The following is a 26452-nucleotide window of genomic DNA, read 5'->3' as shown; positions in this document are numbered from 1 at the left end:
TTTCTCCGCGGCACACCCCTTGCGGAGACCGCGACATGACTTCGACCCGCCGCGCCAACACGCTGCTCGACACCTTGGCCCAGACCTACGGGCGGTTGAAGGAATCGACATGACGCTCTCGATGGATCGTCCGATCACGCGCAAGCGCTGGCGCAAATCGCATCTCCGTTGGGCCGGGCTTGGCGTGGCCGCCATTGCGCTGGTAGTGCTCAGCGTGCGTCTGGCAACCGCGCCGCCGTCGATCACGGTGCGCGGCGACGGTGTGGCAATCGCGACCGTGCGCCAGGCGACCTTCGAAGATGCGATCCCGTTGCGCGGCTCTGTCGTGCCGTTGGAGACCGTGTTTCTCGACGCTGTCGAAGGCGGCCGTGTTGAGCGCGTGCTGGTCGAAGCGGGCGAGCAGGTCAAAGAAGGCCAGCCGATTCTGGAATTGTCGAACACTGCGTTGCAGCTCGACGTCATTCAGCGCGAAGCGCTGGTGATCCAGCAGATCAACGCGATCTTCGATTCACGCCGCTCGGTCGAGCTGAATCAGCTCAACAACATCCGCACCGTTGCCGAAGCGGAATGGCACATCAAAAAGCTGCGGCAGGAAGGTGCGCGCAAAGCGACCTTGCATGCGCAGGGGTATGTCTCGGCCGAAGTCAACGAACAGGTCGCGGACGAGCTGGTCTATTGGGAAAAGATCCGCGCCCGCACCAACGAAAGCATCGCCAAGTTCGACGCCTGGAAGCTGGAAGAAGACGGCAAGCGCGCCGACCAGCTGGGCAAGATGGAAGACGGATTGAAGGTCGCGCGCTCCAAACTCGACGGTCTGATCGTGCGCGCGCCGATGAGCGGCCAGTTGACCGCGCTCGATGCAAAGCCGGGCGAAACCAAACCGGGCGGACAACGTCTCGGCCAGGTCAGTCGCGAAGGCGGCTACAAGCTGCAGGCTGATTTCGACGAATACTATGTCAGCCGCGTGCGCGCGGGACAGGTTGCGTCGATGGTCGTCGCGGGCAAGCAACGCAAACTGACCGTCACCAAAGTCTATCCCGAAGTGAAGAACGGACGCGTCGTCGTCGATCTCGCGATCGATGCCGGCACCGATCTGCGCCCGGGACAAACCTTGCAGGGCAAGCTGGCACTCGGTGCTGCCGAACCGGCGCTGGTGCTACAGAGCGGCGCCTTCCTCGAAGAAAGCGGCGGCGCATCGGTGTTCGTCGTCAGTGCCGACGGTTCGTACGCCGAACGTCGTCCGGTGCGCCTCGGCCGCCGCAGCTCCGACACGATCGAAGTGCTCGACGGGTTGAAGCCCGACGAGAAGGTCGTCGTCTCTGACTACAGCTCGTTCAAAGACAAGACGCGCATCGACCTGCGCTAAGAGGGAAACAGCACATGATCCGCCTCGAAAACGTCACCAAGTCGTACCGGACCGATGAAGTCGAAACGACGGCGCTTGCCGATCTGTCGCTCGCCATCGATCCCGGCGAATTCGTCGCCATTATGGGACCAAGCGGTTGCGGCAAGTCGACCTTGCTGAACATTCTGGGTCTGCTCGACAAACCTGACGGCGGCCGCATGGTCGCGTTCGGCGAAGAAGTCAGCGATGCAGGCGAACGCAAGCTGGCGCGGCTGCGCGCTGACTCGATCGGCTTTGTTTTTCAAAGCTTCAATCTGATCGACGAGCTGACGGTCGAAGAGAATGTCGAAGTGTCGTTGCTCTATGGCAGCAACGGCCGCAGCAACCGCAAGCAGCGCGTTGCCGACGCTCTGTCGCGGGTCGGCATGGCGCATCGTGCGCGCCACCGTCCGCAGCAACTGTCGGGCGGACAGCAGCAACGCGTCGCGATCGCGCGCGCCATCGCCAGCGACCCGAAACTGATCCTGGCCGACGAACCGACCGGCAATCTCGACACCAAGAACGGCGACGATGTGATGGCACTGCTGGGCGAACTCAATCGCGCCGGTCGCACCGTCGTGATGGTGACCCACTCGCCCGATCACGCCGCCTATGCCAAGCGCACCGTGTCGCTGCTCGACGGACGTGTCGTCGCCGAAACCCGGAACGGTTGAGATGGTCCGCAACCTGCTGACGACGGGACTGCGCGTCCTGTGGAAAGACCGGCTCTACGCCGCGATCAATCTCGTCGGCCTGGCGGTTGCGTTTGCGGCGACGTTGCTGATCGCTTTGTGGATTCGCTACGAGCTGAATTGGGAACCGTTCCTGCAGCAGCCGGAGCAGACGCGGTTGATCCTGGCGCATGTGCGGCTGCCGCAGAATCGCGGGTTCGACACGCTGAGCAACCCGGTGATGATGCGCGCCGAGTTCCAGACCGCGCTCGGCGATCGTGCGCTCGTCGCGCGCTTCTCCGACCAGGATGTGGTGTTGTCGGTCGGCGACCGGCGCAGCAACGAAAAAGTCGGCTTCGTCGATCCCGAATTCTTTCGCATCGTCACGATGCAATTCCTCGCTGGCGATCCGGCCCATGCGCTCGACGCGCCCGACTCGATCGTGCTCAGCGAAAGCGCGGCGATCAAATTCTTCGGCGCCAAGTCGCCGCTGGGCGAAACGATCGAGCTGCAGAACCGCGCCACCGCGCGTGTGACCGGCGTGATCGCCGATCCGCCCGGCAATACGATGTTTCGCAAGACCGCCTTCGCCGCGTCGCTGTCGCCGGTCAGTTCGATCCAGGCGAATGAAAAGATCGGACGCTGGAGCAACTTCAACGCCTATGAACTGATCCGGCTGCAGGGCGCCACCGAGGCCGACATACGGCGCGAGCTGGATCGGCTGACCGACCAGAAATATCCTGAAGACAAGACCGGCAACAGCTCGCACACATTCGACATCGTCGCGCTGCGCGACGCGCATTTCGTGCATGTCGTCGACGGGCGCGCATCGGGCAAGACGTCGCTGGTCACGCTAGCCATTGTTGCGGTGCTGATCATCGCGATCGCGGGCGTCAACTTCGTCAATCTCGCCACCGCGCGCGCCGCACGCCGCACGCGCGAAGTCGGCGTGCGCAAATCGCTCGGCGCAACGCGCCGCGCCATCACGCTGCAGCTTCTGACCGAGCCGTTCCTGCTGACCTTGGCAGGGCTGTTGCTAGCCTTCGTGCTGGTCGAAACGGCGCTGCCGTTTTTGTCCGACGTGCTGGGCGCGGTGCTGGTGTTTTCTTACGGGCGGGACTGGACGCTGGTTCTGCTTGCGACCTTTGTCGCGCTGCTGGTCGGGTTGCTGGCTGGCCTCTATCCCGCGCTGATCTTGTCGCGCCTGTCGCCGGTTGAAGCGCTGCGCGCCGCCGGTCGTAGCGGTGGCGGCTCGTCGCGTCTGCGCCAGGCGCTGGTGGTGGCGCAATTCGCCGCGTCGATTGGGCTGATCGTGGTGACGATCTTCATCCAGCAGCAAGCGGAACATGCGCGCGACGTGAATTTCACGCAGATCGGCGGCGATCCGCTGGTGATGATCAACAATCTCGCGCGGCTCGATGATTCAACCCGCAAGACGATGATCGAGCGCTTGAATGCAGAGCCGGCGTTGCGTGGCGCAACCGCCGCGTCGACGGCGCAGGCCGACACGGCGCGCAACAACGACACGCGCGACGACATACGGCCGGGTCAGCAGGTGAGCTTTCAGCTCGTCTCGGTCGATCCGCGTTTCTTTCCGCTGCACCAATTTCCGTTGCTGGCCGGGCGCAATCTCGAAGCGGGCCGTGACGAAGGACAGAACGACGTCATCCTGAATGCGACCGCGTCCAAGCTGTTTGGCTTCGTCAATCCGCAAGACGCGATCGGGCGCAGCTTTGGCAGCGCGGAGAGCCGCCTCACCATCATCGGTGTCGTACCTGATTTTCCGCTGCAGTCGGCGCGCGAGAATGTCGGGCCGTTGGTGTTCTTCCATGACCCGACGATCTTCCGCTACGCGATCGTGCGCGTCCCCGGCAGCAGCATCCGGCCGGCCTTGCAGGCGATCGACCGGATTTGGCGCGACGCGGCGCCGACCTATCCGATCGTGCGCGAATTCGCCGACGAACGTCTGGCGCGCATCTGGCGCGCGACGCAACGCGAAGCCGACGTGCTGACCGGCTTCGCGCTGGTTGCAGTGTTGATCGGCTGTCTGGGCCTGCTCGGCCTTGCGGCGTACACCGCCGAGCGGCGCACCAAAGAAATCGGCATCCGCAAAGCGATGGGTGCATCGACCGCCGACGTCGTGAAGCTGCTGGTGCTGCAGCTTACCCGGCCGGTGATCGTCGCCAATCTGCTCGCCTGGCCGGTTGCATTGTGGCTGGTGCAGCGCTGGCTGGCTGGCTTCGCCGATCGCGTGCCGATCGAACCCTGGCCATTTCTTGTCGCCAGCGTGGGCACGTTGCTGCTGGCTTGGACGGTGGTCAGCGGACACGCGCTTGCGGTTGCGCGCGCCCGCCCCGCTTTTGCTCTTCGGTACGAATAACGGAACGCTGCCATGTGGATGAACCTGCTCACGACCGGTTTGCGCGTGTTGTGGAAGGACCGTTTCTACGCCGCGATCAATCTGGTCGGTCTAGCCGTCGCCTTCACCGCCGCGATCTTCATCGCGCTGTGGCTGCGGTTCGAACTGACCTGGGAACCGTTTCTGGAAAATCCCGACGCCGTCCGTGTCATTGCGCTGGATATCCAACTTCCGTCGGCGAAAGGCTTCCACAGCATCAACGGCCCCAACCTGCTGCGCGAAGAACTCGACGCGGCGCTCGGTGATCGCATCATCTCTGCGCGCTACCAGGACGGCAGGTTGATCGTCGGATCCGGCGACCGCCGCAGCGTCGAACGGGTCGGCGCCGCCGATCCGAACTTCTTTCGCATCGTCACGATTCCGTTCCTCGCCGGCGACCCGGCGCATGCGCTCGACGAGCCGAACGCAATCGTTCTGACGCGCAGCGCTGCAAAGAAATTCTTCGGCGACGAAGATCCGATGGGCCGTACGCTCGAGTTGCAGAATCAAGCGACCGGAAAAGTCACTGGGCTGATCGACGACATGCCCGACAACTCCCTTTTCCGGCGCGCAATGTTCGTCAGCGCTGAAACGGCGGGAAGCTATATGTCCCGGTCTGTTGCAAGCACGCGCTGGGAAGATCTCAATGCGTATACGCTGCTGCGACTTCGCCCCGGCACGACCGACGCGGATTTGCAAGCGCCGCTCGGCGCAATCGCGAAAGTCAAATACCCGGACGACGCGTCATCCGGCGTTCGTCACATCTTCGAATCGCACAAGCTGCGAGCCGTGCATCTCGAGGGTGTGCTGTACGGGCAGACGCGCAGTCGCACGTCGCTTGGCGCGCTGGGCATGGTCGGTTTGTTGATCCTGGCAATCGCCGGCATCAACTTCATCAATCTTGCAACCGCGCGTGCAACCCGGCGCACACGCGAGGTCGGTGTGCGCAAGGCGCTCGGTGCCTCGCGCGCGCTGCTGATCGTACAGCTGTTGGCCGAGCCGGTCCTGCTCGCGGCCGCATCTTTGCTGGTTGCTTTCGTCGCGGTGGAGGTAACGCTTCCAGCCGTCTCCGGGCTGCTCGGAACGCGGCTCGAATTCGCCTATTGGCGCGAGCCGATTTTGACGCTTGGCATGTTGTTGTGCGGGCTCGCGGTCGGCGTCGGTGCAGGTTTCTACCCGGCGCTGATCCTGTCGCGGCTGACGCCGGTTGCGGCGCTTCGCGCTGCTGGCCGCAGCGGCGGCGGGTCAAGTTTGGTGCGCCAGGTGCTGGTGGTGATGCAATTCGCGGCATCGATCGGGCTGATCGTCCTGACCATCTTCATCCAGCGACAAACCGAACATGCACGCGACGCGAACCTGACTCGTATTGCGGGCGATCCGTTGGTGATCCTGGAGGATCTCGATCGTCTGCCATTGTCGCAGCGCAAGCTGATGATCGAGCGGCTGGCAAGCGAGCCGGCGCTGCGCGGTGCAACGGGATCTTCCCTCGCCCAGGGCGACGACAAGCAGTCACTCTCGACGCGCGACGACTTGGTGCCGGGCCAACGCATCACCTATTCGGTCGTTCGCATCGACCAGAGCTACTTCGCTGTGCATGGGCTGCGGCTTCTGGCCGGTCGTGTGTTTGACGATACGCGCGATCAGGTCGATCCGGACAACCCGCCTGCGCGCGACGTCGCGATCATCAGCGCCAGCGCCGCGCGCGCCTTCGGCTTTCCGAACGTGCGGGATATCGTTGGCCAATCCGTCGGCGGTTCCAATGGCGATCCCAGCGACCGACCGCTCGATGTAATCGGCGTCGTCGAAGACTTTCCGCTGCACTCCGCCCAGGATTCGATGGGGCCGACCGTGTTCTTCGACGCGCCCGGCTGGTTTCGTTTCATCACCGTCCGTGTGCCAGGCGCGCATCTGCGTGACGGCGTCGCGGCGATCGACCGGATCTGGAAAGATCTGGCGCCGATCTATCCCATCCAGCGTCAGTTTGCCGATGTCAGGCTCGACCGCGTTTGGACAGCGACGCAACGCGAGGCCGACGTGTTGACCACCTTCGCCTTGGTAGCGGTGTTGATCGGTTGCTTAGGTCTGCTCGGCCTGTCGGCTTACACCGCCGAACGCCGCACCAAGGAAATCGGCATCCGCAAAGCGATGGGCGCGTCGACCACCGACGTGGTGAAACTGCTGGTGATGCAGCTGACGCGGCCGGTGATCGTCGCCAATCTGTTGGCGTGGCCGGTGGCGTTGTGGATCGTGCAGCGTTGGTTGTCGGCCTTTGCCGATCGCATTCCGATCGACATCTGGCCGTTCCTGGCCGCTGGCGCAGGCACGTTGGTTTTGGCTTGGACGGTGGTGATCGGCCACGCGCTTGCGGTTGGCCGGGCCCGCCCGTCCTATGCGCTGCGCTACGAATGATCGCGTCAGGCCGAAGGCATGTGGAGAAGTCTACTCAAGATCAGTCTTCGCGTGCTGTGGAAGGATCGGTTCTATGCCGGCATCACGCTCGCCGGTCTGGCGGTTGCATTCACCGCTGCGATCTTCATCGCGCTGTGGCTGCAGTTCGAATTGAAGTGGGAACCGTTCCTGCAAGATCCCGATTCCGTGCGCGGCATCGCGACCGATATCCGATTGCCGACCGCGAAGGGGTTTCACACGCTGAACACGCCCAGCAGTCTGCGCGAAGAACTCGACGCGGCGCTCGGCGACCGGATCACGACAGCGCGCTATCTGCAGGAAACCGTCGTGATGGCGGTGGGCGACCGCCGCGCCGTCGAGAATGTCGGTACGGCTGATCCCAACTTTTTTCGTGTCATCACAGTTCCGTTTCTTGCCGGCGACCCGGCACATGCGCTGGACGAACCCAATTCGATCGTGCTGACGCGCGCGCTGGCGACGAAGTATTTCGGGTCGCAAGATCCGATGGGGCGCACCATCGAGCTGCAGGACGGCACCGGACGCGTGACCGGACTGATTGACGATCTGCCGGACAACTCCTTGTTCAAGCAGGGCGCATATGTTGCCGCGCAATCTGCCTTCTCGTTTCTCAGCGCCGGCAAATCTTCGACGCAATGGTGGGATCTCAACGCCTATACGTTGGTGCGGCTTTTGCCGGGCACGACGCATGCGGATCTGTCGCCCGTTTTGCGCCAACTTGAAACCGCGAAATATCCCGACGATGAAACCTCGGGCGTGCGGCACCACTTCGAAATCGTCAAGATTCGCGATGCGCATCTGCTGGGCATCGTCTACGGGCAAACGCGCGATCGCACGTCGCTGGCCGCGCTGGGTCTGATCGGCATTCTGACCTTGGGCATCGCCCGCGTGAACTTCGTCAATCTTGCCACCGCACGCGCGACACGCCGCACGCGCGAGATCGGTGTGCGAAAAGCGCTCGGCGCATCGCGCGCGACGCTGACATTGCAGCTGCTCGTCGAACCGATGTTGCTTGCCATCGTCGCGTTGCTGATCGCGTTCGTTGCGATCGAGCTGTTGCTTCCGACCATGTCGAACTTGCTCGGCGAACGGTTGGAATTTTCTGTGCAGCGCGAGCCGCTGCTGGCGGCAGGGATCGTTCTCAGCGGCCTGTTGGTCGGCGTCGCGGCCGGTCTATATCCGGCGCTGTTGCTGTCGCGCATGACGCCGATTGCGGCGCTCAACGCGGCGGGGCGGAGCGGCGACGGGTCGAACTTTGTGCGGCAAGCGATGGTGATGCTGCAATTCGCAACCTCGATCGCACTGATCGTGTTGACGATCTTTCTGCAGCGCCAGACCGAACATGCGCGGGCCGTGAATTTAACGCGGATTGCGGGCGATCCGCTGGTGGTGCTGAACGACCTGCAGCGCTTGCCCGACACGGCGACGCGTCAGTTGATTCTGCGGCGTCTTGCCGACGAACCGCTGTTGCGCGGGGCGACCGGCTCGTCCTTGGTCCAAGGCGACACCAAACAGACGCTGTCCACACGCGATGACATTGTGCCGGGCCAGCGCACGACGTTTTCGGTGGTGCGCATCGATCAGAACTTCTTTCCGGTGCACGGGCTGAAACTATTGGCCGGCCGCAATCTCGACGATGCGCGCGACACCCAGGAGGACAAGCTCGATACTGCCGTTATCAGCACCAGTGCGGCCAAGCTGTTCGGCTTTGCAAATCCGCGCGATGCGGTGGGGCGCACCATTGGCGGCAGCGGCGATCCCACCGATCTCCCGATCGAGATCATTGGCGTGGTCGAAGATTTCCCGTTGCACACAGTGCAGGAATCGATGGGGCCGACTGTCTTCGTCGATCGCCCAAACCGGTTCCGCTACATCACAGTGCGTGTTCCGGGCGGACATTTGCGCGAAGGGATCGATGCGATCGAACGGATTTGGAACGACGTGGCGCCGTCCTATCCGATCCAGCGCCAATTCGCCGACGCGCGTGTCGAACATATGTGGCGTTCGACGCAGAACGAAGCCGACGTGCTGACCAGCTTCGCGCTGGTTGCGGTTCTGATCGGGAGCCTCGGCCTGTTCGGGCTTGCGGCCTACACGGCGCAACGCCGCACCAAGGAAATCGGTATCCGCAAAGCGATGGGCGCGTCGACGGCTGACGTGGTGAAACTGCTGGTGATGCAGCTGACGCGGCCGGTGATCGTCGCCAATTTGCTGGCCTGGCCGGTGGCGTTGTGGGTCGTGCAGCGTTGGTTGTCGGCCTTTGCCGATCGCATTCCGATCGATATCTGGCCGTTCCTGGCCGCTGGCGCGGGCACGCTGGTCCTGGCCTGGACGGTGGTGATCGGCCACGCGCTTGCGGTTGGCCGGGCCCGCCCGTCCTACGCATTAAGGTACGAGTAGACGGCGCTAGTCGGGATCCCATATGACGCTGGGACGTTTCCCTCCCGGCGGAAAAGATGCGCGATCCCTACCAAGTACTCGGCGTTGCGAAGAACGCGACTGCGGACCAGATCCGCGCCGCGTATCGCAAGCTGGCAAAAGCCAATCACCCGGATCTGCATCCGGGGGACAAGGCTGCCGAGGCGCGGTTCAAAGATGCGTCTGCGGCCAACGATCTGCTCAGCGATCCAGACAAGCGCGCGCGCTACGACCGCGGCGAAATCGACGCTGCCGGCACCGAGCAGGCGCCGCGTGGCTATCGCGCCTATGGCGAGGGCGCGCAGGGCCAGCGCTACAGCGCGCATGGCGGCGGTGGATTTGATTTCGACGATCTATCCGAACTGTTCGGCGGCGGCGGTTTCAGCGCGCGCACGCGCGCGGCGTTTCATCGCCGCGGCAGCGACGTGCAGTACATGCTCGATCTCGATTTTGCCGAAGCGGCGCTGGGCACGACCAAGCGCATGACCTTGCCGGGCACCAGCGCGCCGCTCGACGTGCGCGTTCCGCCCGGCACGATTTCGGGCACGGTGCTGCGCCTCAAAGGCAAAGGCGAGCCGGGTGCCAATGCCGGGCCGGCCGGCGATGCGCTGATCGAAATCACCGTGCGTCCGCACCCGCGACTACGCCGTGAAGGCGACGATCTGCATCTCGATCTCGATATCGGGCTGCGCGTTGCGATCCTCGGCGGCGAAGTCGAAACGCCGACCTTGGACGGAACGGTGAAGCTGAAAGTCCCGCCGCGTTCGAATACCGGGGCGGTGCTGCGGCTAAAAGGAAAGGGCGTGCCCGATCGTGACGGCGCGCGCGGCGATCAATATGTGCGGCTGCGCATCGTGATCGAAGACCCAGCCGATCCCGAGCTGGCCAAATTTCTCGAAAGCTGGCGCGTCGCGGCGGGTGCTGCTTGATTGCGATCGAAATGGTGCTCGAACAAGTGCGCGGTCTCGACCGGCGCCAGCTCGAGAACTTCATTGCGCAAGGTTGGGTGCGGCCCGAGAACGATCAGTTCGACGAGATCGACGTGGCGCGCGTGCGCCTGATCGTCGAACTGCGCAACGAGATGGCGGTCGAAGACGACACGATCCCGTTGGTTCTGTCGCTGCTCGACGATCTCTATGACACGCGCCGTCGCTTGCGCAATTTGCTGAACGCGGTCGCCGCCCAGCCCGAACCGGTGCGGGCCGCGATCCGCGCGCAACTCAACGACGACTAACTAGATTTGCGGTTCGATCCGCACGTCGCTCTTTACCGAATTGGCGATGAAGCAGTAGCGATGCGCTTGCTCGTGCAGCTGGCGCAGCACGTCGTCTTCGATCGGTTGCGCGAACACGACGCGCGGGCGCAGCCAGACGACATCGACCCAGGATTTGCCATCTTCGCGCTTGCCGATGCTGCAGGTCGCATCGTCCTGGTAGGTTTCGACGGTGAAGCGACGTTTCGCTGCCAGCGCAAGAAATGTCAGCGCATGGCACGACGACAAGGCGGCCACCAGCGCCTGTTCCGGATCGACGCCCGCTTCGCTGCCGCCGAATTCCGGCGCCGGACTGCCGTCGACGTCGAGTCCGCCGGGAAATTGCAGCACGTAGTTTTGCGGGTAGGTGCCTGGCGTGAAAGCTGCGTCGCCGCGCGACCAGAAAAATCCAACGTGATGTTCTGAGGCCATGCCTATCGATACCGCACCTTCACGTCGCGCACATACCCATTCGTGCCGGGGCCGACCCAGACGGCGATGCCGCCATGCGCATCGGCGCCCAGCTTGAGGTCGGTGACGACCAGGCATGGCTGTTTCGCTCCGTCAACGAACAGCCGCGCCTCGGCGCCTTTGATCTCGATCTTCATGTGGGTCCAGTGATCGGGCAGCAGATCGACATAGGATTCGTACTTCTCGGGCGATTCTTTGCGCAGCCGGTCGAAATCAAAATCGGGCGTCGAGATGTACTGCGTCGTGTGGTTGCGGCGGACCTGATCGTCGGCGCGGCCGTTGGTCGGGCGCAGATAGATGGTTTCGAAATGTGACGCGTCCGGCGAAACGCGAAACGACACGCCGATGAACGCACGCGCAGTTGGTGAAGCGTCGGGTCGCAACCCGCCGGCAATGTCGAGCTCGATCGTGCCGTCGCGAAAATCCGGCGCTGCTTTCAACCGCAACAGACCCGACGTGCCCGGCGCACGGCTGACATTCAAGCCCGCTTTGCCGTCGAGCTTGCCGGGCGACACGGTGATGTTCACCGCCTCGGTGTCGTTGGTCGTTGTGAGAGTCGACGTCCAGATGCCGGGTGCGGCGCTGGCGTTCAGGCTGATGAGCACACCGGCAAGCAATAATCCCGCGCGCATTCGTGTCTCCATCGTTGGAGACGCGAAGCTGCGCCAGAAACGCAGCGTCGGCTAGGCGGCGTCGGCCGTGTCCAAATGGGCACGTTCCCACGCCAACAATGCGCGCTTGGTCGGTACGCCCCAACGGTAATTGTGCACGACGCCGCTCGACTGAATCACGCGGTGGCAGGGAATCAGAAGCGAAATCGGATTGGCACCGACCGCGCTGCCGACCGCGCGACTGGCCGCTTTGTTACCGACGCGCGCCGCGATCTCGCCGTACGACACAGTGGTGCCGTAGGGAATCGCAAGCAGCGCTTGCCAGACTTTGATCTGGAAGTTGGTGCCATGCAGGTCGAGCGAGATGCGCGCCTGATCGGCGCCGAAGATCGACGTGGCGGTTTTTTCGGTCGCTGCATCGTCGCGCACGAAATTGGCTTCGGGATAGGTTTCGTGCAGCTCGCCGAACATCGACTTGATCGTGTCGTCGCTGCCGAACGAAAGCCAGCACACGCCGATCGGCGTCTGCGCCAGCAGCACGCGGCCGAACGGCGACGCATGCACGCCCCAGCGAATGTCGAGGCCACGGCCGCGACGACGCACATCGCCAGGCGTTACCGCATCGCAGGTGACGAACAGATCGTGCAGCCGGCTCGGGCCCGACATGCCGACATCCAGCGATGCATCCAACACCGGCGTTTCCCCCTGGGTCAGCAGCTTGCGTGCCGGACCCAGACGCAGCGCCTGCGCGAAGCGTTTCGGGCTGACGCCGACGCCGCGTTTGAACAAGCGCTGAAAGTGGAATGGCGAATAGCCAAGCTCGGCCGCCAGCGTTTCGAGCGATGGCGGATCTTCGGGCGTGGCCACCATGCGCGCGATCGCGTCGGCCACCGGTGCAAGCGATGTGTCGTCGTAAAGAGCGTCGGTCTGCATGGGCGGAAGATCGGTCTTCGACCCGTCCGGTTCGACCCGTTTCTTGCTCACGAGCGGGTACGCCAGTCGGCCAGCGCCTGGCGCAGGCTGCGTGCGAAATGGCGGCGCGGCTCGGGCGCCAGCAGCAAGCCGATATCCAGCGCTTTGCCATGGGTGCGCAGCCGGACCGGACTGTCGTGGCGCACCGGGTCCGCCAGCTCGACCTGCAGCCAGGTCGGTGGCAAATCCCACCGCCGCGTCGCGCCGTTGGCGGCGACGCGCTCGACGATCAACCGGTCGTCGGTCAGCCGTACCTGCTCGTAGGCTCTGGCGCGGGCGTAAGACACGCGCAGCGCCGCCCACAGCAGCAACACGTCGAGCCCCATAAAGCCGATCACCGGCCACGCGCCGGCGACCCAGAAAATCGTGCCGACCGTCAGCGACAGGCCGCCCAGCGCGCCGAGCAAAAGGTGAAAGCCGCGACGCGACAGCGAGCGATGCGGCACAAGCCGCATCTCGAAGAAGACAGTGCTGTCGACGGTTGCCATGCCGGTACGATATGCACCGGCATGAACCGCGCTCAAGTCGCAGAATTTTTCGCCCGGCTGCGGGCACGCAATCCTGCGCCGAAATCGGAACTCGAATATCTCGATTCCTACACGCTGCTGGTCGCGGTCGTGTTGTCGGCGCAGGCGACCGATGCGGGCGTCAATCGCGCGACCGGGCCGTTGTTCAAGAAAGTGCGCACGCCGGCGCAGATGGTGGCGTTGGGCGAAGCGGGCTTGAAGGAGTTCATCAAGACGATCGGCCTGTTCAACACCAAGGCCAAGAACGTGATCGCGCTGTCGGAAATCCTGGTGCGCGATCATGGCGGACAAGTGCCGCGCGATCGTGAGGTGCTGGAAAGCCTGCCCGGCGTTGGACGCAAGACCGCAAACGTGGTGCTGAACGTTGCCTTCGGCGAACCGACCATGGCGGTCGACACGCATGTGTTTCGCGTGTCGAACCGCACCGGTCTCGCACCCGGAAAAACGCCATTGGACGTCGAGCTGAAGCTGGTGCGCGTGATCCCGGCCGAGTTCATGCAGCACGCGCATCACTGGCTGATTCTGCACGGCCGCTACACCTGCATTGCGCGCAAGCCGTTGTGCCCGACCTGCGTCGTGCGCGATCTGTGCGCGTTCAAGGACAAGACGCCGGGACCGGGCGATGTGCTGATCGGAACCGCGAAGAAGACCGCACAAAAGAAAAGCGCCGCGGTGAAGCGGCGCTGAACTTTCTTATCGGCCTGGCAGCTTTGGTTTGTGCGCAGGAACGGGCGGCTCTTCGACTGCCTGCGGTTGGGGTGGCGGCGTTTGACACGCCGCAACCAACACCAACAGCAGAGCTAGAGCGATTTGTCGGTGCAACGCACCGGCAAATCGCTCTCTCGTCTTTTGTTTGCGCGTTATTCTTCCGCGAAACGGTAGTCGTTTCGCGGAAAAACGCGCGAGCGTCACCGCCCGCACCAGCATCTTAGTTCTGCACGTCGAGCGTCGATTGGCCTTCGGCGCGCTGCGGTGCTGCGGCCGGGCGCGGACGCGCCAGGCCCGAGACGGTACCTTCGAGATGGCCGCCGGCTTCGACTTCCAACTCGCCATACTGAATCTTGCCGTCGATGCGACCGCTCGACCGCACGCGCAGACGACCGCGCACGGTCAGCTCGCCTTCAAAGCGGCCGGCGATGTCGGCTTCGCTGATCTCAACCTTGCCGCGGAACAGGCCGGTGTCGGTGATCTCGATCCGCTGGCCTTCGCGCAGGGTCGCATCGACCGTGCCTTCGACGACCAGGTGATCGCAGGCAGCGATCTCACCCGACAGCGAGATGTCGCGGCCGACCGTCAGCTTGCGCGGAGTCGTATCGGTGGCGAGCGCCGGCGCGGTGCCGGGGCGTGCCGAAGCAGCGGCGATCGGCGCCGCAGGGCGGGGCGCTGCACCCATCGGCGCAGGCTTGGGCGGTTCGGGCCGCAGCGGCGTCGCCGAAGCAGCAGCGGCGGGTGCCGCAGGCCGCATCGGTGCGGCAGCGGCAGGCTGCTGCGCCGGCATCGGCGGAGTCGTGGGCGTGTCGGTGGGCTTACGTCCGAACATAGCGTCGCCTCGAAATTCGTTGTTGCTGCGGTGCCGGCGTCGATTCTGCCGCGAAGCCCCACGTTGAGATTTGCATCGCTGTGACAGCGACGATCTCGTCCTAGCGAGGCGCGCCTTCACTCGCAAGACGGGCGCGGTGATAGACGTGCGACATCGCCGCCGCGCCGACGATCGGCGCCAGCAGGTTCAACAGCGGAATGTAGGACATCGCGGCGATGCCAACGCCCGCCACGAAGGCGGTAAAAGGCGCGTCGTTCAACCGTCGCCGTGCAGCAGCCGGCGTCTCATGGCGCACCGCGACCATCTGGAAATATTCGCGCCCGATCAGCCAGCCATTGACGATCAGAAACACGACGATGTTGAGGCCGGGCAGCAGCAGATACAGCGGCAGCACCAGCAGGTTCAGCGCCAACGCTTTCAGCGCGAAGCCAAGTCCGGTCGACAGAATCTCGAACCACGACTGGTCGCGCGGATGCGGCATGTCGGGATACCAGCGCCGTTCGACCGCTTCGAGCACGTCGTCGAGCAGAAACCCGGCAACGGTCAGAACGATGGTCGAAAACAGCAGCAGGCTGAGACCGATCGTGCCGACGAAGGCAAAGCCGCGCGCCAACCAATCCAGCCACGACGTCTCGTAGAAGTGCGTCTGGCTCAGCACGCCGCCGGCGCCGGCCCAAACCAGGACGACAAACAGCAGCGTTGCGAACACGCTCTTGAAGAACGCGCCGCGGATTTTTGGATCGCCGAGCTGTCCGAAGGCGCGGCTGAAAGCTTCGAACGCGAAGATGGTCAGGTCACTCGCACGTTTTTGAACTGCCACGGATCGGTGTGGTCGACGTCTTCGGGGAACAGCGTTTCGCGATCTTGCAGCGGTGTCCAGTCTGCGTAGACGCCCACCACGCGTCCGAGATACGGGCGCATGATCGCCATGCAGCGTTCGTGATCCATCTCGTCGGCTTCGACGACGCCGCGGCGCGGATTTTCCAGCGCCCAGACCAAACCTGCCAAAACCGCGACGGTCACCTGCAGCGACGTCGCATTGTTGTACGGCGCCAGCTCGCGCGCTTGTTCGACGCTGAGCTGCGAACCGTACCAATAGGCGTTCTTGGCATGACCGGCGAGCAGCACGCCCAGCTCGTCCGTGCCCGACACGATCTCGTCCATCAACAAACGTTGCGTCGCTTGTTGTTTCCAGTTCTTGCCCGCCAGCTCGTGCACCGATTTCACCGCGTCGTCGCACGGGTGATAGGCGTAATGCACCGTCGGCCGGTATTGCGGCTTCGCGGCGTCGCCGACCGTGTAGTAATCGGCGATCGAGATCGCTTCGCTGTGCGTGATCAGGAAACCGTGGAACGGACCTTCGTTCGGCGTCCAGGTGCGCACGCGCGTCGATGCGCCCGGGCGCATCAAATAGATCGCGGCCTTGCAACCTTGTTCGTGCATGCGGCCGTCGGGCGGCAGTGCTTTTTCGTGGCTGCCCCAACCAAGTTCGGCGGGCTGGCAACCTTCGCTGACGAAGCCGTCGATCGACCAGGTGTTGACGAACTCGCCAGCCTGCTTCGGCACGCTTGCAACCTGCGTGTCGCGCTCGGCGACGTGAATCACTTTGATGTTCAACTTGTGCGCAAGCGCAGCCCAACCGGCGCGATCTTTCGGCGTCGTCGCGTCAACGCCCGTGTCGCGCGCGATGTTCAGCAGCGCTTCTTTGACGAGATGCGAGACCAGACCCGGATTGGCGCCGTGCGTCAGCACCGCAGTCGGTGCATCCGGCTTTTTCAGCTCCAGCGCCGCCGCGCGCAGCGCGTAGTTGGTGCGTTGTGCCTGGGTCAGGTTGGGATCGGTGTAGCCGCCCGGCCACGGCTCGATGCAAGTGTCGAGATACAGCGCGCCGACTTCGCGTGCGTATTCGACCAGCGCAACCGACGACACTTCGACCGACAGATTCAGCAGAAAATCGCCCGCGCTCAGCAACGGTCGCAGCACGTCGCGATAATTTTCGCGCGTCAGCGGTTTCTGCACGAACTTGATGCCGTAATTGGCCGCTTCTTCCGACCCTTTCGGTTCGGCCGTGATGATCGTGATGCGATCGGGCGCCACATCGATATGGCGCAGGATCAGCGGCAGCACGCCCTGACCGATTGAGCCAAAACCGACGATGACGAGACGGCCGGCCAAAGCGGCGTGCTTGATCTGTTCGTGTGCCACGGACGGACCTCAAAAAGGGCTGGACGGAAACGGAAAAAGGCGGAGCCGCAAAAACAGGATACGGACGGGGATCGTCAAGCTTTGCGGGGCGTGCAAATGGCGGACAGGCCAAATACGGCGCTTGCCCTGGCCGTCTGAATCGCGTTAGAACGTCGCAGTGCGGCAGGCTGTCGCACAGGTCGGCCAAACAAGCAAAAAGAGCCGGCGCAAGATTGGGGAGGAACGTCGATGGCAAGCAAGAACACGCTGTATTACATGCTCGGCGTCGCTGTTGTCGGCGCGCTGGGATTCACAGCGTTGCAGTTCCTGACCGGTTAACCCGGCCGAACTGAACCGGGGATCGTCCCCGGGAGGCGCGAACAGCGCCGAACCACGCGGGGCATGCCTCGCACCGAGGGGCCGTCTTCCGTACACCGGAGGGCGGCCCTTGTTCTTTGCGGCCCCCTTGTTCTCGCCGTCCGACGTGTAAGTTCATCCCCGCTCGGTGCGCCGTTCCGTGCGCCGCCTTCTTCGAGGTCTCTCTTCTTGTCCGCTGCTTCCCAACTGACGCCAGTCGAGCGTCGGATCACGCTCCTCGTTGCCGCCGTTCAGCTCGTCAACGTGCTCGATTTCATGATGGTGCTGCCGCTTGGGCCGGACTTCGCGACGGCGTTGGGCATCCCGACGTCGCATCTTGGTTATGTTGGCGGCGCCTATACGGCAGCCGGATTCATCGCCGGCCTGATCGGTGCCGTGTTGCTCGACCGGTTTGACCGGCGCCAGGCGTTGGCGGTCGCAATCGGCGGGTTGGTGATTGCAACCGCGCTGGGCGGTTTTGCGGTCGATCTGCCGACCATGCTGGGCGCGCGCATCCTTGCGGGATTTTTCGGCGGCCCTGCGACCGCAATCGCGCTCGCCATCATTGCTGACTCCGTACCGCCGCAACGGCGCGGTCGCGCGATGGGTATGGTCAGCGCGTCCTTCGCTGTGGCGAGCACGATTGGCATTCCGCTCGCGCTCGAACTGGCAACGCTCGGCGGCTGGCGCATGCCGTTCTTTGCCGTCGCCACGTTCGGCGCCGTGGTTGCGATGCTGGTCGTGTGGGCGATGCCGCCGCAGCGCGCGCATTTGCAGACCGGCGACGCAGCTTCGCGTGCGGTCAGTCTTGCTGATTTTGGTCGGCTTCTGTCCAAGCCGATGGCGCGCATCGCGATGTTGCTGGTCGGGTTGGCGATGATCACCGGCTTTATGCTGATCCCGAATTTCAGCGCCTGGATTCAGTTCAATCGCGGCTTCCCGCGCGAACAGATCGGCGTGCTGTACATGCTGGGCGGCGTCGTCGGCTTTTTCGTCACGCGCTATGCCGGCATCGGCGTCGATCGGTTTGGCGGCACGGCCATCGCGTTGACAGCAGCGATCGTGAACATCTTCGCGATCTGGGCGGTGTTTCTCGCCACCAATCTTCCAGTGTCGCTCTACGTGCTGTTCCCGCTCTTCATGGGCGCCAACGCATCGCGCTTCGTCGTCGTGTCAACCGTGACGTCGAAAGTGCCCGACGCACCCGAACGCGCGCGTTTCATGTCGATGACCTCGTCGGTGCAGGCGCTGTCGAGCTCGTGCGCGGCGTTCGTGGCGTCAGCAGTGCTGATCGAATTGCCGGGCGGTGCGTTGGGCGGCATGCCGCCGATCGCGACCGCCGCGATCGCGTTGATCCTGGTCGTGCCGCCGTTGATCTGGGCAGTCGAACGCTTCGTCGAAAAACGCGCCGCGTCGCTGCGCGTACAAACCATCGTCGAAACCGCGCCCACGCGGTAACAACAAAAAAGGCGGCCGTTCGGCCGCCTTTTTCTTTCTTTCGATGCTGCGCCTTAGCGGCGAACCACCATCAGCTTTTTGATTTCGGCGATCGCCTTGGCGGGGTTCAACCCCTTCGGGCACGTCGTCGTGCAGTTCATGATCGTGTGGCAGCGATAGAGGCGGAACGGATCTTCGAGATTGTCGAGACGTTCGCCGGTCGCTTCGTCACGGCTGTCGGCAATCCAGCGATAGGCCTGCAGCAAAATCGCAGGACCGAGATAGCGATCGCCCGACCACCAATAGCTCGGACACGAGGTCGAGCAGCAGAAGCACAGGATGCATTCATAGAGACCGTCGAGCTTGGCGCGCTCTTCCGGGCTTTGCAGACGTTCGCGCGACGGCGGCGACGACTGCGTCTTCATCCACGGCTCGATCGAAGTGAGCTGCGCATAGACATGCGTCAGGTCGGGGATCAGATCCTTGATCACCGGCATGTGCGGCAACGGATTGATCTTCACGTCGCCGTCGATCTCGTCGATCGCCTTGGTGCAGGCCAGCGTGTTCATGCCGTCGATATTCATCGCGCAGGAACCGCAAATGCCTTCACGGCACGAACGACGCAAGGTCAGCGTCTGGTCGATGTCGTTCTTGATGTGCAGCAGCGCGTCGAGAACCATCGGGCCGCAATTGGCGAGATCGATCTCGTACGTGTCGATGCTAGGCGTCTGCCCATCGTCGGGGGACCAACGATAGATCTTGAACGTCTTTGGCTTCTTCGAAGTGGCCGGCTTCGGGTGCGTTTTGCCCGTGCGGATCTTCGAGTTTTTGGGAAGCGTGAATTCGGCCATGTTCTGTCAGCCTTTTAGTAGACGCGCTTTTTCGGCGGGAAGGTCTGCACTTCGTTGGTCAGCGTGTTGAGATGCACCGGACGATCGCCGAGGCGCGTCGTGCCTTTCTCCACGTCGACCCACACGGTCGAGTGCTTCATCCAATTGACGTCGTCGCGATCCGGGAAATCTTCGCGCGCATGGGCGCCGCGGCTTTCCTTGCGGTTCAACGCCGAATGCACGGTCGCAACCGCCTGCGCCATCAGATTGTCGAGTTCCAGCGTTTCGACCAGATCTGAATTCCAGATCATCGAACGATCCGACACGTTGATGTCGCCGCGCTTGGACCAGACCTGCTCCATGCCCTTCTTGCCGGCTTCGAGCGATTCACCGGTGCGGAACACGGCGACGTCGGTCTGCATCACCTTCTGCATTTCGAGGCGCACTTTCGAGGTCGGCAGCGAACCCTTCGCGTTGCGCCAGCGATCGAAATGCGACAGCGCGCGATCGGTTTCCGACTGCGGCACCGAACGATGCGACGCACCGGCTTCGACCACTTCGGCGGCGCGGATTGCGGCTGCGCGACCGAACACGACGAGATCGAGCAGCGAATTCGAACCAAGACGGTTGGCGCCGTGCACCGACACGCAAGCGGCTTCGCCGACCGCCATCAGACCCGGCACGACACGATCCTTGTCGGTGTCGCTGGGATTCAGCACTTCGGTGCGGAAGTTGGTTGGGATGCCGCCCATATTGTAGTGGACGGTCGGCTGCACCGGGATCGGTTCCTTGGTCACGTCGACGCCGGCGAAGACTTTTGCAGTCTCGGAAATGCCGGGCAGGCGCTGATGGATGATCGCCGGATCGATATGTTCGATATGCAGATGGATGTGATCTTTGTGCGGGCCGACGCCGCGGCCTTCGCGAATCTCAACCGTCATCGAACGCGAGACGACGTCGCGGCTGGCGAGGTCTTTCGCGCTCGGCGCGTAGCGCTCCATGAAGCGCTCGCCGTTTGAATTGGTGAGATAGCCGCCTTCACCGCGCACGCCTTCGGTGATCAGACAGCCGGCGCCGTAAATGCCGGTCGGATGGAACTGCACGAATTCCATGTCCTGCAGCGGCAGGCCTGCGCGCAACACCATGCCGCCGCCGTCGCCGGTGCAGGTATGGGCCGAGGTCGCGCTGAAATAGGCGCGGCCATAGCCGCCCGTCGCCAACACGGTCTGATGCGCGCGGAAACGATGGATCGAACCATCGTCGAGATTCCACGCCATGACGCCGCGGCAACCGCCCTCGTCGTCCATCACCAGATCGAGCGCGAAATACTCGATGAAAAATTCGGCCTGATGCTTCAACGCCTGCTGATACAGCGTGTGCAGCATCGCGTGACCGGTACGGTCGGCCGCGGCGCAGGTGCGATAGGCGGTGCCTTCACCGTACTTGGTCGTCATGCCGCCAAAGGCGCGCTGATAGATCTTGCCCGCTTCGGTGCGGCTGAACGGAACGCCGTAATGTTCCAGCTCGATGATCGCGGGGATCGCCTCGCGACACATATATTCGATCGCGTCCTGGTCGCCGAGCCAGTCCGACCCTTTGACGGTGTCGTACATGTGCCAGCGCCAATCGTCGTCGCCCATATTGCCGAGCGCAGCCGAGATGCCGCCTTGCGCTGCGACCGTGTGGCTGCGCGTCGGGAACACTTTGGTAATCACGGCGGTCTTCAAACCGCGTTCGACCATGCCGACCGCAGCGCGCAGGCCGGCACCGCCGGCACCGACGATGACGACGTCGTATTCGTGTTCGATGATCGGATAAGCAGTCGACATCAGACGACTCCGAAAGCGATGCGCAGCACCGCGATGCAAGTCGCGGCGATCAACACCACCGCGGCGAATTTGGTGAGAACGATCGCGCCGAGGCGCGCGCCTTCATGGCCGATATAGTCTTCGTACACGACCTGCAAACCCAGCGCGGCGTGCCAGAACGACGTCACTGAGGTCAGGATCAACAGCACCGTGTTGCAAGGCTGCGCGACGAAGGCCAACGCCTGGTCGTGCGTGGCGTGCGACAGGCGCACGACGACCCACACGAACCACAAGGTCAGAACCACCAGCGCCAGCGCGGTGAGGCGCTGCAGCCACCAATGTTCGACGCCTTCTTTGGCGGAGCCCAGACCACGCGCGCGAGCGAGCGGTGCTGCGTAGGAGCGAATGCGCGACGACGACATGTTCGCCTCTTACAGAACGTAGACAGTCGCCCAGGCGACTGCGGTCAGCAGAACCGAAAGCACGAGCACGATCACACCGCCGGTTTTCACCGACGGCAGGTCGAGCGCCGCACCTGTGTCCCAGATCAGATGGCGGATGCCATTTGCGAGATGAAAGAACAGCGACCAGGTCCAGCCCAGCAGCAGGAACAGACCGAACGGCGAACCGATGAAGCCGCGCAGATGGGCGAAGGCTTCGGGACCGCTGGCCAGCGCCAGAATCCACCACGAGAAGAGCAGCAGGCCGCCGGCCAGGGCGACGCCGGTCGCGCGATGCACGATCGAAAGCACCATCGACAGGTGCCAGCGATAGATCTGCAGATGCGGCGAAAGCGGTCGGCCGGTGCCGACGGTCGGCGTGGAGGTGTTTTCCGTGGCCATCGTTATGACCTATCCCGTTGATGCGCTGCGAATTAATCGTCGAACTTATAGAGACAAGTTAATGCCGGGGTCTACGGCCCCAGGCCTCATTTACGGCGCCTACGCACCCGACCTTTAATCTAAAGCGTGGCGCCTACGCGCCACGGGCGATCTGGTGGTCCAGCCGATGGTCGTCGAGCCCGGCCGGCTCCTGATGGATCAGAATCTCGGCCCGCGGGAAGGCGGCGCGCAATTGCTGTTCGATCACATCGGCAATCTCGTGCGCGCGGGTCAGCGACAGCTCGCCTTCCAATTCCAGATGCAGCTCGATGAAATCGGCGGTGCCGGAACTGCGCGTGCGTAGATCGTGCAGACCGCGCGTGTCGGGATGCGCATGCACGATGCGTTTGATTTCGGCGCGCGACTCTTCCGGCAACTCGCGGTCCATCAGCAGATCCAGCGATCCACGCGCGATGCGCGTCGCGCTGTAGACCAGCCACAGACCGACGATGAATCCCAAGCCGACGTCCCACCACACGCTGCCGGTCAATTTCACCAACACCAGCGCGACGATGACGGCGGCGTTGGTAGCGAGATCGCTGGCGTAATGGATGCTGTCGGCAGCCACCGCAACCGATCCGGTTGCAGCCACGACGCGACGCTGAAAACTAACCAGAATCGCCGTGATGACGATCGAAAACCCCATAACCGCCAAGGCCCAGCCCTCATTGGCGATCGGCTGCGGATCGAGCGCTTTGGCACCAGCCTGAATCGTCAGCAGCACGGCGGAGCCGACGACGAACGCGGCTTGCACCAATGCGGCCAGCGGTTCGGCTTTGCCATGTCCGAAGCGGTGATGCCGGTCGGCTGGCTTCGATGCATGCAGCACGCTGAACAACGTCACCGCCGACGCCAGCAGATCGACCGACGAATCAATCAGCGACGACAAAACCGCGACTGAATTCGATGCGAGATAGGCGGCGGCCTTGCTGAAGATCAGCAACAGAGCTGCGGCAACGCTGGCAAAGGCGGCGCGGCGCGCGCCTCCGGCGGTCACGGATACAGCCGTTCGACCGACCAGTTCTCGCCGCTGCGGCGGAACACGAACCGGTCGTGCAGGCGGAATTCGCCGTCGGACCAGAATTCGATCGTCTCGGGTTCGACGCGCCAGCCCGACCAATGCGCCGGGCGCGGCACCGGGTCGGTTTCGCCGAATTTCTCGGTCTCGGCAGCCCAGCGTGCCAGCAAGGTGGCGCGATCCTTGAGCGGCCGCGATTGGTCCGAGGCGCGCGCGGCCAAGCGGCTGCCGCGCGACCGGCTGCGGAAATAGGCGTCGGCCTCTTGTTCGCTGACCGGCACGACCGGGCCTTCGATCCGGACCTGCCGGCGCAGCGATTTCCAGTGCAGGCACAAGGCTGCGCGCTGGGTTGCGGCCAGCTCCTGGCCTTTGCGGCTTTGGTTGTTGGTGTAGAAAACGAAGCCGCGGCGATCGACGCCTTTCAGCAGCACCATGCGCACCGACGGGCGTCCGGCGGCGTCGACCGTGGCCAGCGCCATCGCGTCGGGGTCGTTCGGCTCGCTTGCCTTGGCTGCGTCAAACCACAGCTGGAACTGCGTGTACGGATCGAAAGTTTCGAGTTCCACGGGACCTGCACCGAGGGTTGCCGCGTTGTCGCCGGAATTGCCACGTTGCATCGTGGACCAGGGCTCCGCACGAACTTCGCCGGGGCCGCGAACCTAGCTTCGAAGGAAGGAAGAGAGAACCCATGAGGCCGACTCTGAAGAAGACCAGGGCCATTGCGCTTGTCCCGCTGCTGGCGGGCACGCTGGCGCTGACGGCCTGCCAACAGGACCCGTACGGTCCCGGCATGAACAAACAGACGGGCGGCGCGCTGGTCGGTGCGGGCCTGGGTGGCCTGGTCGGCAGCCAGTTCGGTGCCGGCGGCGGCAAGGCCGCGGCAACGATCGGCGGCGTGCTGCTGGGCGGCCTGCTCGGCAGTGAAGTCGGCAAGTCGATGGATCGTGCCGACCGTGCCTATCTCGACCAATCGACCAATCGTGCGCTCGAAACCGGCTATGCCAATTCGCGCAACGAGTGGAGGAACCCGGACACGGGTAACTACGGCTACACGGTGCCGCAGCGTGCCTATCAGTCGCCGGACGGCCGCTACTGCCGTGAATATACGCAAACGGTCTTTATCGGCGGCCGTAAGCAGGACGCGAATGGTACGGCTTGCCGGAATCCCGACGGGAGCTGGCAGGTCGTTTCGTAAAAAATCAGTGCTGCGGTGCGTCAGGCGTCTGCCCTGATCCGTCCGCACCCGTGCTAGGAAGGTGCCGCCGCGTCCGAATAGGATGCGGCGGCTTTTTCTACGCTGATTCTTTTGCCGCGATTCTCTCGAGGAGCTGATGACGGATCGACCCGGTCTGATGGCAGGCAAGCGCGGCCTGATCATGGGTGTCGCGAACGATCGTTCGATCGCCTGGGGTATTGCCCAACAGCTTGCTGCGCACGGCGCCGAGCTGGCCTTCACCTATGTCGGCGAAGCGCTGCAAAAGCGCGTACAACCGCTTGCCGAAAGTGTTGGCTCCGACCTCGTCCTGCCATGTGACGTGGGCGAAGACGCGTCGCTCGACGCTGCGTTCGACGAACTCGGCAAACGTTGGGGCGCGCTCGACTTCGTCGTGCACGCAATCGGCTATACCGACAAAGCCGCGCTTGACGGCCGCTACTGCGACACGTCGCGCGATGTGTTCAAGCTGACGATGGATATTTCGTGCTTCTCCTTCACCGCGGTTGCACAGCGTGCAGCACGACTGATGAAGGACGGCAGCGGTCTGCTGACGCTCAGCTATTACGGCGCTGAACGCGTGATGCCAAATTACAACGTGATGGGCGTCGCCAAAGCCGCGCTGGAAGCCAGCGTGCGCTATCTCGCCGTCGATCTCGGTCGCGACGGTATTCGCGTCAACGCGATCTCGGCCGGCCCGATCAAAACCCTGGCTGCGAGCGGCATTTCGGATTTCCGCTACATCTTGAAGTGGAACGAGCTCAACGCGCCGTTGAAGCGCAATGTCAGCCAGCAGGATGTCGGCGGCGCTGCGCTGTATCTTCTGTCGGATCTCGGTGCCGGCGTGACCGGCGAAGTGTTGCACGTCGATTCCGGCTATCACGTTGTCGGCATGACGGCGCAGGACGCGGCTGCCGGCACGGCGCAGCTTCTGCAGAGCATCGCCGACCGCACGACGTCATAAGCGACCGTCCGGCGTGAACAGCTTCGGCCATCTCTTTCGCGTCACGACGTTCGGCGAAAGCCACGGCCCCGCGATCGGTTGCGTCGTCGATGGATGTCCGCCGCTGCTGCCGCTCGACGAAGCGTGGATCCAACCGTTTCTCGATGCACGCCGCCCCGGCCAGTCACGCTTCACCACGCAACGTCGCGAACCCGACACGGTGCGGATTCTGTCCGGCGTCTATGACGGGCAGACAACGGGTCACCCGATCACGCTGCAGATCGACAATGTCGATCAGCGTTCGAAAGATTACAGCGAGATCAGCGACAAATACCGCCCGGGTCACGCCGACTACACCTACGACGCCAAATACGGCATTCGCGATCCGCGCGGCGGCGGGCGCAGCAGCGCGCGCGAAACCGCGTCGCGTGTTGCAGCCGGCGCAGTCGCGCGCCGCATTCTGGGCGATGGCGTGCGCATTCGCGGGTGCGTCACGCAGATCGGCCCGCGCGCCATCGACCGTGCGCGGTTCGATTGGGACGAAGTGGCGCGCAACCCGTTCTTCGGTCCCGACGCCGACACCGCTTCCAAGTGGGAAGAAGATCTCGACGCGACGCGCAAGAACGGCTCGTCGCTCGGCGCCATCGTCGAGGTGATTGCCGAAGGCGTGCCGGCCGGTTGGGGCGCGCCCGTCTATGGCAAGCTCGATGCCGATCTCGCTGCCGCGATGATGAGCATCAATGCGGTGAAGGGCGTCGAGATCGGCGCCGGCTTCGCCGCTGCGTCATTCACCGGCGAACAGAATGCCGACGAAATGCGCGCCGGCAATCACGGCCCGACTTTCTTGTCGAACCATGCCGGCGGTGTGCTGGGCGGGATTTCCAGCGGCCAACCGGTCGTCGTGCGCTTCGCCGTCAAACCGACCAGCTCGATCCTGACGCCGCTGCGCACGATTACCAGCAGCGGCGAAGAGACCGAGATTTCGACCAAGGGCCGTCACGATCCCTGCGTCGGCATTCGCGCCGTGCCGGTCGGCGAAGCGATGCTCGCCTGCGTGCTGGCCGATCACTTTTTGCGTCACCGCGCGTTGGGACGTTGATCCAGGAGAAG

The 26452-nt window shown here is 63.6% G+C and carries 25 protein-coding genes; 12 read left to right on the top strand and 13 right to left on the bottom strand.

The genetic code is table 11. The features are described from left to right. The first annotated feature begins 109 nt into the window (after positions 1-109). The 7 genes from TMPK1_RS14575 to TMPK1_RS14545 are packed head-to-tail and all read left to right on the top strand — an operon-like array spanning position 110 to position 10532. Positions 110-1366: an efflux RND transporter periplasmic adaptor subunit gene (locus TMPK1_RS14575; protein ID WP_420243799.1), complete on the top strand. Its 1257-nt coding sequence runs from the start codon at positions 110-112 to the stop codon at positions 1364-1366. Between the two features lie 14 nt (positions 1367-1380). Then, positions 1381-2058: an ABC transporter ATP-binding protein gene (locus tag TMPK1_RS14570; protein ID WP_420243798.1), complete on the top strand. Its 678-nt coding sequence runs from the start codon at positions 1381-1383 to the stop codon at positions 2056-2058. 1 nt (position 2059) lies between these two features. Beyond that, complete coding sequence (locus TMPK1_RS14565; protein ID WP_420243796.1) at positions 2060-4435, top strand: FtsX-like permease family protein; 2376 nt, start codon at positions 2060-2062, stop codon at positions 4433-4435. Between the two features lie 18 nt (positions 4436-4453). Beyond that, a complete protein-coding gene (locus TMPK1_RS14560) occupies positions 4454-6862 on the top strand; it encodes an ABC transporter permease (RefSeq protein ID WP_420243794.1) in 2409 nt (802 codons plus the stop codon). Positions 6863-6880: 18 nt separating this feature from the next. Then, entirely contained in the window at positions 6881-9280 is a 2400-nt protein-coding gene (locus TMPK1_RS14555) for an FtsX-like permease family protein (protein ID WP_420243793.1), read from the top strand. A 56-nt stretch (positions 9281-9336) separates the two neighbouring features. Beyond that, positions 9337-10227, top strand: coding sequence for a DnaJ C-terminal domain-containing protein (locus TMPK1_RS14550; protein WP_420243792.1), 891 nt, complete (start codon positions 9337-9339; stop codon positions 10225-10227). Continuing rightward, on the top strand, positions 10224-10532 hold the full coding sequence (locus TMPK1_RS14545; protein ID WP_420243790.1) for a hypothetical protein: 309 nt from the start codon (positions 10224-10226) through the stop codon (positions 10530-10532). The genes TMPK1_RS14550 and TMPK1_RS14545 overlap by 4 nt, the downstream gene beginning before the upstream one ends. On the opposite strand, the gene TMPK1_RS14540 is transcribed toward TMPK1_RS14545, so the two are convergent. From TMPK1_RS14540 to TMPK1_RS14525, 4 genes are read right to left on the bottom strand one after another with little or no spacing between them, the layout of a single operon-like run. Then, positions 10533-10982 (bottom strand): OsmC family protein, encoded by a 450-nt coding sequence (locus TMPK1_RS14540; RefSeq protein ID WP_420243789.1) that lies wholly within the window; start codon positions 10980-10982, stop codon positions 10533-10535. Positions 10983-10984: 2 nt separating this feature from the next. After that, the gene (locus TMPK1_RS14535) at positions 10985-11653 is read right to left on the bottom strand and encodes a hypothetical protein (RefSeq protein ID WP_420243787.1); all 669 of its coding nucleotides are present in this window, start codon (positions 11651-11653) and stop codon (positions 10985-10987) included. Positions 11654-11704: 51 nt separating this feature from the next. After that, the gene (locus TMPK1_RS14530) at positions 11705-12616 is read right to left on the bottom strand and encodes a bifunctional transcriptional activator/DNA repair enzyme AdaA (RefSeq protein ID WP_420243786.1); all 912 of its coding nucleotides are present in this window, start codon (positions 12614-12616) and stop codon (positions 11705-11707) included. Beyond that, positions 12613-13092: a DUF2244 domain-containing protein gene (locus tag TMPK1_RS14525; RefSeq protein ID WP_420243784.1), complete on the bottom strand. Its 480-nt coding sequence runs from the start codon at positions 13090-13092 to the stop codon at positions 12613-12615. Before TMPK1_RS14525 ends, TMPK1_RS14530 begins: the two co-directional genes overlap by 4 nt. A gap of 21 nt (positions 13093-13113) precedes the next feature. Here TMPK1_RS14525 and nth point away from each other — a divergent pair, with 21 nt between their 5' ends. After that, positions 13114-13818, top strand: coding sequence for an endonuclease III (gene nth, locus TMPK1_RS14520; protein WP_420243782.1), 705 nt, complete (start codon positions 13114-13116; stop codon positions 13816-13818). A gap of 241 nt (positions 13819-14059) precedes the next feature. Here the strand turns inward: nth and TMPK1_RS14515 are convergent, their stop codons facing one another. From TMPK1_RS14515 to TMPK1_RS14505, 3 genes are all read right to left on the bottom strand, one after another. Further along, on the bottom strand, positions 14060-14671 hold the full coding sequence (locus TMPK1_RS14515; RefSeq protein WP_420243781.1) for a bactofilin family protein: 612 nt from the start codon (positions 14669-14671) through the stop codon (positions 14060-14062). Positions 14672-14771: 100 nt separating this feature from the next. After that, positions 14772-15491 carry an EI24 domain-containing protein gene (locus TMPK1_RS14510; protein WP_420243780.1) on the bottom strand — a complete coding sequence of 240 codons (720 nt, stop codon included), beginning with the start codon at positions 15489-15491 and terminating at the stop codon, positions 14772-14774. Beyond that, the gene (locus TMPK1_RS14505; protein ID WP_420243779.1) at positions 15461-16876 is read right to left on the bottom strand and encodes a homospermidine synthase; all 1416 of its coding nucleotides are present in this window, start codon (positions 16874-16876) and stop codon (positions 15461-15463) included. Before TMPK1_RS14505 ends, TMPK1_RS14510 begins: the two co-directional genes overlap by 31 nt. Before the next feature lie 525 nt (positions 16877-17401). On the opposite strand from TMPK1_RS14505, the gene TMPK1_RS14500 reads away from it, so the two are divergent. Then, the gene (locus tag TMPK1_RS14500) at positions 17402-18670 is read left to right on the top strand and encodes an MFS transporter (protein ID WP_420243778.1); all 1269 of its coding nucleotides are present in this window, start codon (positions 17402-17404) and stop codon (positions 18668-18670) included. Positions 18671-18723: 53 nt separating this feature from the next. Here the strand turns inward: TMPK1_RS14500 and TMPK1_RS14495 are convergent, their stop codons facing one another. The 6 genes from TMPK1_RS14495 to pdxH all read right to left on the bottom strand — a co-directional run bounded on the left by TMPK1_RS14495 (position 18724) and on the right by pdxH (position 23803). Further along, on the bottom strand, positions 18724-19500 hold the full coding sequence (locus TMPK1_RS14495) for a succinate dehydrogenase iron-sulfur subunit (RefSeq protein ID WP_420243776.1): 777 nt from the start codon (positions 19498-19500) through the stop codon (positions 18724-18726). A gap of 14 nt (positions 19501-19514) precedes the next feature. Beyond that, positions 19515-21308: a succinate dehydrogenase flavoprotein subunit gene (gene sdhA / locus TMPK1_RS14490; RefSeq protein WP_420243775.1), complete on the bottom strand. Its 1794-nt coding sequence runs from the start codon at positions 21306-21308 to the stop codon at positions 19515-19517. Continuing rightward, positions 21308-21709, bottom strand: coding sequence for a succinate dehydrogenase, hydrophobic membrane anchor protein (sdhD, locus tag TMPK1_RS14485; RefSeq protein WP_420243773.1), 402 nt, complete (start codon positions 21707-21709; stop codon positions 21308-21310). Before sdhD ends, sdhA begins: the two co-directional genes overlap by 1 nt. A gap of 9 nt (positions 21710-21718) precedes the next feature. Continuing rightward, positions 21719-22129 carry a succinate dehydrogenase, cytochrome b556 subunit gene (gene sdhC, locus TMPK1_RS14480; protein WP_420243771.1) on the bottom strand — a complete coding sequence of 137 codons (411 nt, stop codon included), beginning with the start codon at positions 22127-22129 and terminating at the stop codon, positions 21719-21721. Positions 22130-22262: 133 nt separating this feature from the next. Beyond that, complete coding sequence (locus tag TMPK1_RS14475) at positions 22263-23165, bottom strand: cation diffusion facilitator family transporter (RefSeq protein ID WP_420243770.1); 903 nt, start codon at positions 23163-23165, stop codon at positions 22263-22265. Next, positions 23162-23803 (bottom strand): pyridoxamine 5'-phosphate oxidase, encoded by a 642-nt coding sequence (gene pdxH, locus TMPK1_RS14470; protein ID WP_420243769.1) that lies wholly within the window; start codon positions 23801-23803, stop codon positions 23162-23164. Before pdxH ends, TMPK1_RS14475 begins: the two co-directional genes overlap by 4 nt. Positions 23804-23874: 71 nt before the next feature. On the opposite strand from pdxH, the gene TMPK1_RS14465 reads away from it, so the two are divergent. From TMPK1_RS14465 to aroC, 3 genes are all read left to right on the top strand, one after another. Further along, the gene (locus TMPK1_RS14465; RefSeq protein ID WP_420243767.1) at positions 23875-24381 is read left to right on the top strand and encodes an RT0821/Lpp0805 family surface protein; all 507 of its coding nucleotides are present in this window, start codon (positions 23875-23877) and stop codon (positions 24379-24381) included. Positions 24382-24517: 136 nt separating this feature from the next. After that, positions 24518-25363, top strand: coding sequence for an enoyl-ACP reductase FabI (gene fabI, locus TMPK1_RS14460; RefSeq protein WP_420243766.1), 846 nt, complete (start codon positions 24518-24520; stop codon positions 25361-25363). A 13-nt stretch (positions 25364-25376) separates the two neighbouring features. Further along, complete coding sequence (aroC, locus tag TMPK1_RS14455; protein WP_420243765.1) at positions 25377-26441, top strand: chorismate synthase; 1065 nt, start codon at positions 25377-25379, stop codon at positions 26439-26441. Positions 26442-26452: the final 11 nt, after the last annotated feature.

This window comes from Roseiterribacter gracilis (assembly GCA_018332375.1).
Classification (GTDB): Bacteria; Pseudomonadota; Alphaproteobacteria; order BOG-932; family Roseiterribacteraceae; genus Roseiterribacter; species Roseiterribacter gracilis.
Note: the sequence above shows the minus strand (reverse complement) of the source record. Positions and strands in the feature narration are given on the sequence as shown.

Coding starts and splice junctions, on each gene's coding strand:
- TMPK1_RS14555 (WP_420243793.1), top strand. CDS start 6,881: ATGTGGAGAAGTCTACTCAAGATCAGTCTTCGCGTGCTGTGGAAGGAT.
- TMPK1_RS14495 (WP_420243776.1), bottom strand. CDS start 19,500: ATGGCCGAATTCACGCTTCCCAAAAACTCGAAGATCCGCACGGGCAAA.
- sdhA (WP_420243775.1), bottom strand. CDS start 21,308: ATGTCGACTGCTTATCCGATCATCGAACACGAATACGACGTCGTCATC.
- TMPK1_RS14465 (WP_420243767.1), top strand. CDS start 23,875: ATGAGGCCGACTCTGAAGAAGACCAGGGCCATTGCGCTTGTCCCGCTG.
- sdhC (WP_420243771.1), bottom strand. CDS start 22,129: ATGGCCACGGAAAACACCTCCACGCCGACCGTCGGCACCGGCCGACCG.
- TMPK1_RS14570 (WP_420243798.1), top strand. CDS start 1,381: ATGATCCGCCTCGAAAACGTCACCAAGTCGTACCGGACCGATGAAGTC.
- TMPK1_RS14525 (WP_420243784.1), bottom strand. CDS start 13,092: ATGGCAACCGTCGACAGCACTGTCTTCTTCGAGATGCGGCTTGTGCCG.
- TMPK1_RS14560 (WP_420243794.1), top strand. CDS start 4,454: ATGAACCTGCTCACGACCGGTTTGCGCGTGTTGTGGAAGGACCGTTTC.
- sdhD (WP_420243773.1), bottom strand. CDS start 21,709: ATGTCGTCGTCGCGCATTCGCTCCTACGCAGCACCGCTCGCTCGCGCG.
- TMPK1_RS14575 (WP_420243799.1), top strand. CDS start 110: ATGACGCTCTCGATGGATCGTCCGATCACGCGCAAGCGCTGGCGCAAA.
- TMPK1_RS14550 (WP_420243792.1), top strand. CDS start 9,337: ATGCGCGATCCCTACCAAGTACTCGGCGTTGCGAAGAACGCGACTGCG.
- TMPK1_RS14515 (WP_420243781.1), bottom strand. CDS start 14,671: ATGTTCGGACGTAAGCCCACCGACACGCCCACGACTCCGCCGATGCCG.
- TMPK1_RS14565 (WP_420243796.1), top strand. CDS start 2,060: ATGGTCCGCAACCTGCTGACGACGGGACTGCGCGTCCTGTGGAAAGAC.
- nth (WP_420243782.1), top strand. CDS start 13,114: ATGAACCGCGCTCAAGTCGCAGAATTTTTCGCCCGGCTGCGGGCACGC.
- pdxH (WP_420243769.1), bottom strand. CDS start 23,803: ATGCAACGTGGCAATTCCGGCGACAACGCGGCAACCCTCGGTGCAGGT.
- TMPK1_RS14535 (WP_420243787.1), bottom strand. CDS start 11,653: ATGCGCGCGGGATTATTGCTTGCCGGTGTGCTCATCAGCCTGAACGCC.
- TMPK1_RS14540 (WP_420243789.1), bottom strand. CDS start 10,982: ATGGCCTCAGAACATCACGTTGGATTTTTCTGGTCGCGCGGCGACGCA.
- fabI (WP_420243766.1), top strand. CDS start 24,518: ATGACGGATCGACCCGGTCTGATGGCAGGCAAGCGCGGCCTGATCATG.